Below are 12396 nucleotides of genomic sequence, written 5' to 3'. Positions count from 1 at the left end.
TGATTTTTACTTCTTTATTTCGATTGTTTTTTGCAAACGGATATCTGCAGACGAGCTTCCAACCATTATTTCATATTGTCCGGCATCGTAATCAAAATCTTTCAACTCTTCCTTATAATATGAAAAGGCTTCTTTGTCGAGAAGAATCTCGAATATTTGAGCACTGCCTTTTTCAATAAAATGTTTCGAAAAGCCTTTTAATTCTTTATAAGGTCTGGTTACTTTAGGTTTTATCGGTCTGACATAAACCTGAGCAGCTTCTGCGCCATCGTACTCCCCTGTGTTCTTAACAACAAAACTTACTTTATACTGAGGGCCTTTCTGACTTATTAATTTACTGACATTCAGGTCGGAATAATTGAACTGAGTGTATGATAGTCCAAAACCAAACGGAAATCGGGGTTTGGTGTCACTAATATCATAATGCCGATAGCCCATAAACAGTCCTTCTTTATAATGTACACGTTTACTGTTATTTGTGTCATAATAATATGGGTATGACGGATTATCTTCCCACTTCTTTTCGAAAGACATAGGCAACTTGCCTGACGGATTTGTTTTACCGAACAAAATTTCTGCTATTGCGGTTCCTCCCTCCTGACCGGCATACCAGATATGCAAAAGTGCAGGAACTTTATCTATCCATTTCGACATATCGGCATTCCCTCCGGCATTTAATAATACTACGGTGTTGGGGTTTGCAGTAACTACACTTTCAACCAAACGGTCTTGATACTCTGGCAATTGGAACGGACGATCGTTGCTTTCGCGCTCGCTGCTTTCATTGAAGCCTATATTAACAATGGCTACATCTGCGTTCTTTGCCAATTCGGCAGCTTCATCAAAATACAATTTGTCTTCTCTCCATCCGAAAGAAATATCTACGGGATGCACATGTGCAAAATATTCAAGTTCTATCGGATATTCTTTTCCTGCTTTCAAGGATAAAACAACTTCACGCGTAGTAATTCCCTGGTTTCGCCATTCTGTTATAACCTGCTTACCGTCAACCTTCAGCCTGAAACCATCGAACCCTCTTATGACAAAACGATATTTAGCCGTTTTTTCTGGTTTAACAAATCCCGTCCAACGCATCGAGCAATGATCGTAGGGAATACCTTTTCTTTCAGCTGCAATATGCCATCCGTTACCAATGTTGACAACAGAATCTATTTTTGTTATGGCAGGACTTCCTTCCAGTTTAATATTATTATAGTATTCACCTTTAAGACCTTTAACCTTTCCACCGGGTTCGGCATAAAAAACCGAGTTAAACACGGTTTCGGGTAGCGTCGGGACTCCTGATATATAAGAGATCTGAACATCATTTCCACTGTTTCTCAAGCCATCCAATACCGATACCGATTTGAAAGGAAAAGTATAGGAACTTCCTCCTCCAGATGTATATGAATTGGCATTAGGACCTATCACTGCAACGGTCTTAACTTTCGATGTCTTTAGAGGAAGCAGGTTGTTTTCGTTTTTGAGCAACACGATTCCGCCACGCGCCAGGTTCAACGCAATTTTAGCTCCCTCCGGATTATTCAACGGAATGGATGTGTCTAACTGTTCGTTCTCGAAAAATCCGTTTTTGAATATTAGCCTTAATATTCTTTTCACTTTGTCGTCGATTGTCGATTCTTTCACTTTCCCCGATTCTATGGCCGGAAGCAGATGTTCTTTATTCATAAACTTTGCTCGTGGCATTTCCAGGTCAAGACCGCCATTGGCAGCCTCCACAGCGTCGTAAGTAGCTGACCAGTCGCTCATAACAACACCGTCGAAACCCCATAGAGTTCTTAAGACGTAATTGTTCAAATAGTCGTGCTGAGTGGCATGAACGCCATTTATCAGATTATACCCATCCATGACGGCTCCGGCTCCGGCTTTCTGAATGGCTGCTTTGTATGCCGGTAGATATATTTCGTGTAACACCCTTTCGTCTATATCGCTGCTTACATTGTTTCTGTCCCATTCCTGATTGTTGGCGGCATAATGTTTTAGAGTTGCAATCACTCCCTGACCTTGCAATCCTTTGACGTATGCCACAGATATTTGAGAATTTAGAAGCGGGTCTTCTGTAAAATATTCGAAATTACGTCCGCAAAGAGGTGAACGGATAATATTCATGCCCGGAGCCAAAAGAATATGCACACCACGAGCGCGCGAATCGCGTCCCAGTTGTTTACCCAATTCATAGACCAACGACGTATCCCAAGTTGCAGCAGACAATGTGCCTGCAGGATAGGCGGTCGATTTCCCGTCTTTATGCGTACCAACAGGGCCATCCGTCAACTTAATTTCAGGAAGATCCAGACGTTTTATGCCTCTGATATAAAAGTCGTTATAACCTCCTATATAATCTATCTTTTCTTCCAACGTCATTTTCGACAGCAGGTCATTTACCCGATCTTCTACGGATGCGGTCACATCCTTATATGTCTGTCCGTATCCTACTAAAGAAAGGCAACTGAGGATGCTTATAATAAATACTTGTTTAATCTTCATTTGCTTTTTTATTTGATAAATTTTAAAATTATTTCTCTCCAAATTTTATAACCGTCAGTCGTCAGATGCCGACCGTCTTTCTGATAATGTTCGGGATTTAATTCTCCCCGTTCGTTTATCATAGCATTGTACACATCGGCATAGGCCGTATTTTCCTCTTGTTCGAGAAAATCTTTAATGAGTTTATTGGTTTCAATTGTCGACCCGAGCCTGTGAGCCCTTTTCGGGAAAGGTTTTATTGATATAAAAACGATTTCGGTTTCCGGCTTTTCTGCCCGTATAGCAAAAAACAACTTTTTGAACTGTTCTAATATTTCCTCGGGTTTCCAGTTATAACCTATATCATTATCGCCTACATAAATAAAGATCTGCTTTGCCTGATAGGGTGAAATAAGACGATCGCGATATTCGTATATATCCACTGTCTTTGTACCGGATACTCCACGGCTTACGATGGGTTTGTCGGGAAAATCACTTTCTATCGACTTCCAATTCTCGATAGAAGAACTTCCAACAAAAAGAATAACATCTTTTTGGGGTGGCGTAATCGAATCGAGCCGTTCATAACGCTGTATTTTTGTTTCCCATTTCTGTCGTTGAACCGGATTATCCTGTGCATTTAAATGGTTACTTAAAATAAGAAACCCGATAAAGATTAAAAACAAAAAACGGATTGTTGTCTTCATATTTTTCTGTTATTTAGCCTTTATATAAACTTTCTTAACTGTCTCTTTGCCATCAACTTTGGCAGTTATCTCAAATTCGGCATCCTCGTCCATTTTCAATTTATAAAAACTCCATTCGAAAGGGTAGTGAGAAACCGTTGTTGTCTCACCTTTATAAACGATTTCCAGAGACGCATTTTTACCTTTAAGCGGCGGAGTTTCGGAGTAACCGTATACCGAATCCCAGCCAAATGGAGACCGGATGCGGAAAACAAAAACTTTTCCGAACGGATCGCCCATATCAACAACTTTCAAACCTTCTTTCAATACCGGAGATTCGGCTCTTTTCATATTTTCGACGAGAGGAAAAGATATGGCTCTGAAACCTTTACCGGAGATAGTAGTCGAAAATTTATTTTTGGTTTTAGGTTGTTTTCCGATACTTCCTTTCTCAGAATAGACCGAAACAGGAGCATCTACTGCAATGTTAAGAGATTTGTTCAGGGTTATATCAAATGTTTCTTCTTTATCCGATTCATTGGTTACTATCACCCAGAAGTTTTTGTCGGAAATTGCCGTTATATAATTCAAAGCCGGATTGTTGAGTGTTACCAATCCTTTCTTCATCCATAATCTGGCTTCTTTATCTCCAAAAATATTCCCTTTTTCCGCACCATAGATACGATTAGAAAACCAAACAAATCCTTCTTGCTTACCATACGGGAAACTTACATTCCTACCCGAACGTTCGATGACTTCCGAAACCAAATAATCCCATGTAAATGCAAAATGAGGAGGAATATGATGATAGTAAATTGAACTGAAATCGGGCCCTTTGTAAGGAAAATCGGGCGACATTGTGACGTCCGTATAACCCGTTGCATAATAGCCCGGATAATTTGTAAACCTGCCTATAACGGCATTTCGGGCATAAGTTTGGTATATAGGCTTATTGGTATATTGATAGAGCCTTAATAAATGTGGAGCCCAGTTGCTCATAAATACGGGTCTGACTTGTTTGCCTTTTTGGAGCAGATAGTAAGTGGTTGATTGTTCAAAACCCAAACCAACGGGAGATACTAACCATTCAGGAACTTTTTTCTCCGTCACATCATTCGCAACCCGGGGAAAACCCAGACGGTATTTTTCTTTTCCTTTCCACCACAAACTTGTATTGCCATCGTATTTATTACCGGGGTGAATAACCTGTTCTTCATCCTTCACGGCAGGATAACTTCGGATTCCGGCAATTGTATGAGCAGCGCCATATTGAGCAGCCTTCAGATAATCTCCATTTTTGGTTTCCTCATACAAATCAATTAAGTTCCACCAGGGAGAGTAAAAAGTTGTATTGTAGAAAGACAATCTGTTCAATGGTTTTGATGTATTGGCATAGATTTGAGTACTGATATATCTGTCGGCTGTAGATGTTGCCAGATTCAACCATTTATGGTTTTTCGTTAATTTATACGCCGACAGAGCTTGCACCCACGAATAAACCGGAACCGAATAACCACTGGTTTTACGCAACGTATCTCCAGGCAATGCAATGTCTTTCAACCACGCATTCTTTCCTCCTAACATATGGTATAATCCTTCGTAATAAGACGTGGAGAACTGAGATGTAAACGGATTCAGTCGCAACGATTCCATTGTTCTGTTATATCCTGTCGGGACAATATCAATGGCCCACCGATAACCACTGCGCGAAAGAGTATATTCTATGGTTGGTAATCCGTGCGACAAATAAAACTCCTCGTCATCAGAAAAAACAGCAGCAGCAATTATAGCCAGTGGTGCTGCATGAACTACGGTGGGAGCTGTTTCCGGGTCTCCCTCAATGTCATAAAATCCTTTCAGTCCAACATCCCATCCTCCATATTCTTTGTTCTTCATCAAGTCGAATATATTGAACATGGATTCGGTTAACGAAAGATTTTCTTGCTTTCGATAATCATTCACCTTAAACACATTGTCCGAAACATATTCCATCGTTTCAGTCCATCCTTTCGGAAGTGCTCCGATGATAAATTTTCTTTTAATTGTTTCTCCCGCCTTCACTTTCGAGTCTTCCATTCCCAGAATGGGGGAGAACATAACAGGTTGCACTTCATTTATTTCGTTTTTTATTGCAAACCCCATAGGCGAAAAATCTACGCTACCCCATTGTTCAATAGAAGATACGTCTCCACAGATAAATGAAGAAACCAATCCCTGAGGGGTTTTTGCTTCGGCAATTGATACAGGTTGCTGCATTGCCGAAGAAGGAACCATTACCGGCTGATCTGTTAAACGCTTATACTGGTACAAAGGAGGTAATAGTATGTTATTCAGATTATTCTGTGGTATTAGCTGAAATGCTGCAAGACCCATGCTGTATGCTCCTGTTTGTGACGGATGACAAACCAAAGTTACTTCTATATGATTTTCATTTGTCGGTAATTTCCAATATCCGGTAATGGTAGAATTGTTTTTTGTTATATACTGAACCTTAATGGTCGTATTATTTATTTGAACAGCATTTACCGGAATAGCTTCGCTCATGTCTCCGGCATTGTAGGGATTAAGCAAATCTTCTTGTTGTTGTATTACATAGCTTTTTCCGTTGAAGGAGAATGAACTTTTAGCATCCGAATTAGGCCACAAAGGCAAGTATTTCTCATTGTTGACAACAGTTGCAGAGTCTGATGTGATAAGAAAAACTTTGTGGTCTTCGGCCGAAGTAAGAAACTGTTGCCATTTGCCATTCATCTTTATTTCGGTACGGCAAGCGATTACCTTATTGTTAACACCACCGCCAACAAAACTGAGGCGGATATTATCATTCTCTATTTTAGCTATTTCGACAACATTGTTATCCAAAAAAAGACGGGACGAAATATTACCCAATGTTAATGAGCTTGTTTTTACTTTCGCAGGGTTTTTTCTCCATTTGCCAACGTCTATTCTGGGTGTTTCGTTGGGATCAATTGAACTGTCCTTGACCAGTAAAATAGCGTCACACCGTCCATAATTACGTTTGGTATCATGTATTCTCAGTAATATTTGCTTTTTTTCTAACTCTACTTTGCCCACATTCTCCCAATAAAACCCTTCCTTGCCATGTTTGCCCGATTCAAGCATAGGCTGATCGTTTACAAACAATTGGAAAAGACGTGATCCCTGATCTTTTTTATAATCGGCTGCTCTCACCCATACGGTATAAGTGCCTTCTTCCTGAATATCAACAACTGTCAGGGCATCGGTCGATTCGTCGTTTTTGCCGCCACCAAGCACCCGAAGCATTTTTCGTGCAAAGCAGTCGGGATCGTTTGCTTCAATCCATTTTCCCTTAAACTGAAAAGCTTCAGCCTCAATCAGGTACTTGTCTTTTTGTGCATAAACATTTGCGCAAAACAGAATCAGTATACATATACAAATACTTTTTCCAATACTTCTCATTCTATACATATTTTATGTCGATAACGCATAACCCGACCATCCGTCATCTTATCCGACCATCGGGTTATGTGTTTTCTGTTTCAGAATTATGGTTTTACATTTACGGTGACCTCTGTCTCAGAATATTCGCTTCCACTATACCAAACCGAAGATGTAGCAAATACGGCCTTGAAGGTTCCTGCCTCTTGGTATACGTATTTATATTCATTCATTTTGGTACTGATATTCTTTAAGGCGACGCCTTCGTCCGCAATAGATGTTTTTACTCTGAATGGTTTCGATATTACCCAGTCGTCATTATTTGGTTCTTTACCTTGAATTAGGAGCTGGGCACTTGTAATTGTCCATTTGTCGGCAGTCGAAAAATCTACAGCTTTCCATCCCATCGTTGACATAGTTGCCAAAGTAGTTTTTACGCCTTCAGGAGAAACTTTATCTACATTTATAGTTCGTATAACCCATCTGTTTTTCTGGCCTGTATCTGTATATCGGAAGGCAAAATATACTTGTGCGGTATCGACTTCACTTACATAAGATTTCAGATTAACCACACCCGATGGAACCTGATCGGCGCCGGTCGAAAAAGTAAACAAGTGAGAGATATCTGTCCATGTTGCTTTTTCCACATTTGTTTCATCATATACACCATTAAAATCGTTGGACACATAACATTGCAGGTTCTGATCGATAACACCCAACGAAACATATGATTTAAAATCAACCAAAAGATCATTATCTGCATACAGCCTGTCTTTCAGTTCGTAGTTATGACCTGTTTCGCCCGAATAGAAAACAATATTATCGGGGTTTCCGCTAAAACGGAAAGTTACGGTATCTCCTACATGATATTCGGTATCAGCAATCCAAACATTCAATTTTGCACTTGGAATGTCATCTTTGCAAGAGACTAATAAAACTGCCAGCAAACTGCAATAAAATATTATTTTTTTCATGTTTTCAATGTTTTATTCATTAATTACCAACCTTTGTTCTGTACAATCAGCTTATTAACAACAAATTCGGTGTTCGGAATCGGGAAAACCACATTCCTGTCCGTAGTGTTCAGTCCGGCACTTGCCGCATATTTGTAACTAACGGGAGAAGATGGTGCATTTTTCTGAATGTCTGCAGCCAAATTTTTCATAGTCTGGATATATATTCCCCAACGAATTAAATCGTGTTTGCGAATTCCTTCGAAGCAGAATTCACGAGCTCTTTCGTCTTGTATCTCGGCCAAAAACTGAGCCTTATCTAAGCCTGTCGTGATGTCACAATCGGTGTCAGGAGTATAGGTCGGTTTATTAAAGGCTCTTCTTCTTACCTGATTTATAGCATCGTAAGCCTCCGCCGTTGGGCCATTTATTGCATTTTCGGCTTCTGCCTTCATTAATAATACGTCACTGTATCTGATAACCGGGAAATTGGTTGAATTAAAGCTTCTGGCTTTTACGCCCTTTTCGTATTCTCTGCGCCACTTTCCGGGTGTTCGGTCATAAATTTGTGCACTCGTGAAAAAGCGTTTCTCGAATACTTTTGTCGTAGCATTTTGTACATATCTGTAAGGAGCAATACACCAATCTCTTCGTAAACTATCTTTTTCGCCATACAAATCGTACAGTTTTTTTGTAATCTGTATCGGCCCTCCCGAATAGCCAATCTCTTCGCTCATACAATAGATTCCGTTTTCGATGCCTACACTGCCTGCCAAATCAACATCTCCAAGTTTATTTCCGAACATTCCTACTTCCCAAAGACATTCTCTGCTTTCATTCACATCCTGAGAGTGGTTTATGAATATTTGCTTGTAGTCTTCGTTTAAAGAATGTTTCGAAGACACTATCACACTGTCGGCATATACCAATGCTTGGGCATAATATTCCTGAGCTTGAGCAGATGACGGATCGGAGGTTAAAGGCATTCCTGCCATTTTCAGATATACGCGTGCCAGAATAGCCTGAACAGCTGTTTTTGACACTCGTTCGTTAGACGGTAATTGGTCAATATCATAAACAAGGGTTGAGGCTTCTTTCATATCAGCCACAATTCTGTCGTAAATATCCTGTAACGATGCTTGTGCCAGATATTTATCGTTCGCCGTTTTTGTAGATTCCAATTTTAGAGGGACACGTTCAAAAAAGTCGGTCAAAAGGAAATAATAATATGCCCTCAAAAACAAAGTTTCTCCTTTTATTGCTTTTTTGTTCCGAGTATCCAACTCCATCTCTTTCGTGTTGTCTAGCAACATATTGGCTCGGTTGACGGCTTCGTACAACACTTCCCAGAATCGGCCTATGTCAATATTGGCGGCGTCCATAGAATGTACTTTTATGTTTTTAGATGCAGTGCTTATGTTTTTGTAAAACGATTCGTCGCTAATTGTAAAATAGCTGTATAGAGCCTTACTGTACATTCTGCCATTGGTGTCGATCAATCGGTTGTAGATCCCATTCAATGCTTTTTGCAACTCGTCTTCCGTTTTATAATAATTTTCGGGCACTGTAAAATCAGGCTCCTTATCTAATATATCACATGAACTACCCATGAATAGGGTTAGTATCAATATAAAAATATAATGTTTCATATGTACTGATTTTTAATAATTAAAATGTTACTTCTAAACCTAAAGAAAAAACTCTTGGTCGAGGATAGGCCGACCAGTCGAAAGAGGGCGTTAGTGCGCTCGGACGAGTTGATACCTCAGGATCGAGCCCTGAATAATTGGTCCAGGTTATTAGGTTTTGTGCAGAAGCATATACCCTGAGCGATTTAATGTCTATTTTTTTCAACAAATGCTTAGGGATAGAATATCCTACCGAAAGAGTTTTCAATCTTAAAAAAGATCCGTCTTCAATCGTTCTTGATGAATATGCAGTAGGTCCCTGTCCGCCTATTCTGTACAACGAATTAGTTTGGTTTTCGGGTGTCCACCGATTTGCATAAGATGCAAACATATTTAAGAACGACCGGGTTGTGGGGTCTCCTCCTTCAAATTCGATGCGATTGGCATTCAGCACATCGCCTCCGTAGTTCCATTGAAGGAAAATACTTAAGTCGAAATCCTTGTAACGGAAGTTATTTGTGAAACCACCTATATGTTTCGGGTTCGGATTTCCAATAACCGTTAAATCGTTATTATCTACCACTCCATCTCCGTTTATATCTCTAAACTTAATATCTCCGGGTTGTACCGTTTCTCGTGGGGTTCCGTTATTTGGTATTCCGGGTTTTAAAGTGTAAGTGCTGCCCGATTTATCAAAATCTTCGTACTGATAAACTCCATCGAACAAGTAACCGTAATACATGGCTATCGGCTGTCCGGGTATTGCTATATAAGGGTGTGCATTGTTGAAATTGCCCCAGTAAACTGCAGTAGCAAGACTAGGCTCATCGTCGTTCAAAGCCAGTACCTTATTTTTATTGAATGAGATATTGAAATTGGAAGTCCATGTAAAATCTTTTGTCTTGATGTTTTCCGTATTAATTGTAAATTCCAGACCGGAGTTCGATACTTTTCCCACGTTTCTGTAAGCACTTAGATAACCCATGCTGGGAGCTAAGGTTGCCTTCAACAGTAAGTCTTTTGTTTTTTTATAGTAGTAGTCGGTAGTGAATGTAATTCTGTCGTCAAGGAACGACAAGTCCAAACCGATATTGCTTTGTACTGTTGTTTCCCACTTAAGGTTCGGATTGCCTAAGCTAAGAGGGATAACGCCTTTTTCCGGAACATTTCCGGAACTATACCCCGATCCTTTATTGATATCGAGTGATGTGTAAGCCGAGTAGTCTCCAACTCTGTTATTTCCTGTTGCTCCGATTCCGGCTCTTAGCTTCGCATCATTTACGAAACGAATGTTCTTCATGAAATTTTCTTCTGCAAATCGCCATGCCACAGAACCCGACGGAAAATATGCCCATCTGTTCTTTTTAGGGAATTTGGAAGATCCGTCTGCACGAAAAGATGCAGTGAGCAAATATTTCGATTTATAATTATAGTCAACACGTCCCAAATACGAAAGCAATCCGAAAGAAGAGTTATTTACAGGTGCAGGAGAAATTATTCCTTGAGATAGACCTGAAACACCAAGAGACTCATTAGGCACTTGTTTTGAGTAAAATCCGCTACTGAAATAATAAGAATCTTGTATCGTGAGCCCGCCTAATAGTTTCAGGCTGTGACCACTTTTGAATTTTTTGTCGTAAGTAAGCGTGTTTTCATTCAGATAGTTGATCCTGTCCATATTGATAATGGAACCATTTACTTTATCGTTCGTATTGGGGTGTCCCAATCGTGAACTCGAATTGTTAAATATTTCACGCCTTTGGTCAATACGGTTATATCCTCCGCTAACCCGAAGTTTGAGGTTGCTTAAAATATTGTATTCGATGTAGGCATTAGCCATAAAGAATGTTGTATGCAGAGGGTTGAACTCATTTTTCGCACCCATTAAAGGATTTACACGAAAATCTGTTGCGGAATTAACATCCGGATCGAACAATTCATTCAGCAGATCATCGCTTTCTCGTCCTGAAACCGGGCGATAACCCCAAATGCTGTACATCAAACTTGCCGTTGGACTGGTCTGCGATTCGGCAACCACTGTTCCGTATTTTTTCGTGTAAGTATAGTTCAGGTTTAAACCGGCACTTACTTTTTTACTGATTCGTTGAGTCAGCACCAAACGCCCTTGATATTTTTTATAGCCACTGTTCACAATAACTCCGTCTTGATCGGTAAGCAATCCCGATATAGAATATCTGGTACCTTCACTACCACCCCTGACAGAAATATTATGATTCTGAACAAATGCGTCCCGGTAAACCTGATCTTGCCAGTTTACACCTTTCTCGTTTCTGTAATCTTCCAACGTTTTGCCGTCAGATAGATATATGGGACTATACACATTCGGATTCAACTCTAGCTGATAACGAACAAATTCGTAAGGGCTCATCACATCCTGCTCCTTTATAATTTGATGGACTCCTGCCCAAGCGTTGTATGTAATAACAGGAGCACCGATTTTTCCTTTTTTCGTAGTTATTAGTATAACACCATTAGCACCTCTGGCTCCGTAGATAGCAGTAGCCGACGCATCTTTAAGAACATCTATCGATTCAATTTCTTCCGAGTTCAGGACATTACCTACTGCCGTTTCCATTGGGAATCCGTCAATAACATATAACGGAGAATTGTTTTGTGTAACAGAATTATTTCCCCGAATCACAATATTCAAATCGCTACCCGGCTGCCCGTCGCTGGACGTTACCATAACTCCGGCAACACGTCCGGCAAATGCTTCTTCGAAATTCGAAACCGGAGCTTTCTGCATTTCTTTGACATCGGCCTTTCCGATAGCTCCTGTCAAATCTTTTCGGGTAGTGGTTCCGTAGCCGATTACCACAACTTCGTTCAGTAGTTGATTGTCCGGAGCTAAACGTACAGTCACAGTTTTTCCTGCAACAGCTTTAATTGTCTGTTTTTTGTAGCCAAGAAAAGATATTTCCAACTGCGATGTTTCTTCACTTGCGTTTAACGTAAAATTTCCATTGATGTCACTAACTGTTCCTAGTTTTTCGCCAACAATGGAGACCGATGCTCCGATAATAGTTTCACCGCTTTCAGAATCATATACTGTTCCCGTCAGGGTGTAGGGTTTGTCTGCTTTCTCTGCCGAATGGAGAGAAAAAGAGAAAAAAAGCAAACCAATAAGACACAAAAAACCGATGTGCCGTTTTTTTCTTAAGATTAATGCGTTTTTCATTGTGTGATATTTAAATATATAAC

Annotated in this window: 6 protein-coding genes; all 6 read right to left on the bottom strand. The window is 40.1% G+C overall.

The features are described 5' to 3' along the window. Positions 1 to 6 precede the first annotated feature (6 nt). The 6 genes from D0T56_RS03500 to D0T56_RS03475 all read right to left on the bottom strand — a co-directional run bounded on the left by D0T56_RS03500 (position 7) and on the right by D0T56_RS03475 (position 12373). The gene (locus tag D0T56_RS03500) at positions 7 to 2508 is read right to left on the bottom strand and encodes a glycoside hydrolase family 3 protein (protein WP_185153828.1); all 2502 of its coding nucleotides are present in this window, start codon (positions 2506 to 2508) and stop codon (positions 7 to 9) included. A gap of 8 nt (positions 2509 to 2516) precedes the next feature. Then, on the bottom strand, positions 2517 to 3194 hold the full coding sequence (locus D0T56_RS03495; protein ID WP_163318744.1) for a GDSL-type esterase/lipase family protein: 678 nt from the start codon (positions 3192 to 3194) through the stop codon (positions 2517 to 2519). A gap of 9 nt (positions 3195 to 3203) precedes the next feature. After that, positions 3204 to 6614: a hypothetical protein gene (locus tag D0T56_RS03490; RefSeq protein WP_163318743.1), complete on the bottom strand. Its 3411-nt coding sequence runs from the start codon at positions 6612 to 6614 to the stop codon at positions 3204 to 3206. Positions 6615 to 6700: 86 nt separating this feature from the next. Next, positions 6701 to 7567 (bottom strand): DUF5017 domain-containing protein, encoded by an 867-nt coding sequence (locus tag D0T56_RS03485; protein WP_163318742.1) that lies wholly within the window; start codon positions 7565 to 7567, stop codon positions 6701 to 6703. A 23-nt stretch (positions 7568 to 7590) separates the two neighbouring features. Next, the gene (locus tag D0T56_RS03480; RefSeq protein WP_163318741.1) at positions 7591 to 9195 is read right to left on the bottom strand and encodes a RagB/SusD family nutrient uptake outer membrane protein; all 1605 of its coding nucleotides are present in this window, start codon (positions 9193 to 9195) and stop codon (positions 7591 to 7593) included. Between the two features lie 19 nt (positions 9196 to 9214). Then, on the bottom strand, positions 9215 to 12373 hold the full coding sequence (locus D0T56_RS03475; protein WP_163318740.1) for a TonB-dependent receptor: 3159 nt from the start codon (positions 12371 to 12373) through the stop codon (positions 9215 to 9217). Positions 12374 to 12396 lie beyond the last annotated feature (23 nt).

Source organism: Dysgonomonas sp. 520 (genome assembly GCF_010501095.1).
GTDB lineage: Bacteria > Bacteroidota > Bacteroidia > Bacteroidales > Dysgonomonadaceae > QVMP01.
This window is presented reverse-complemented; position numbering and strand designations above follow the sequence as displayed.

Coding starts and splice junctions, on each gene's coding strand:
- D0T56_RS03500 (WP_185153828.1), bottom strand. CDS start 2,508: ATGAAGATTAAACAAGTATTTATTATAAGCATCCTCAGTTGCCTTTCT.
- D0T56_RS03495 (WP_163318744.1), bottom strand. CDS start 3,194: ATGAAGACAACAATCCGTTTTTTGTTTTTAATCTTTATCGGGTTTCTT.
- D0T56_RS03490 (WP_163318743.1), bottom strand. CDS start 6,614: ATGAGAAGTATTGGAAAAAGTATTTGTATATGTATACTGATTCTGTTT.
- D0T56_RS03485 (WP_163318742.1), bottom strand. CDS start 7,567: ATGAAAAAAATAATATTTTATTGCAGTTTGCTGGCAGTTTTATTAGTC.
- D0T56_RS03480 (WP_163318741.1), bottom strand. CDS start 9,195: ATGAAACATTATATTTTTATATTGATACTAACCCTATTCATGGGTAGT.
- D0T56_RS03475 (WP_163318740.1), bottom strand. CDS start 12,373: ATGAAAAACGCATTAATCTTAAGAAAAAAACGGCACATCGGTTTTTTG.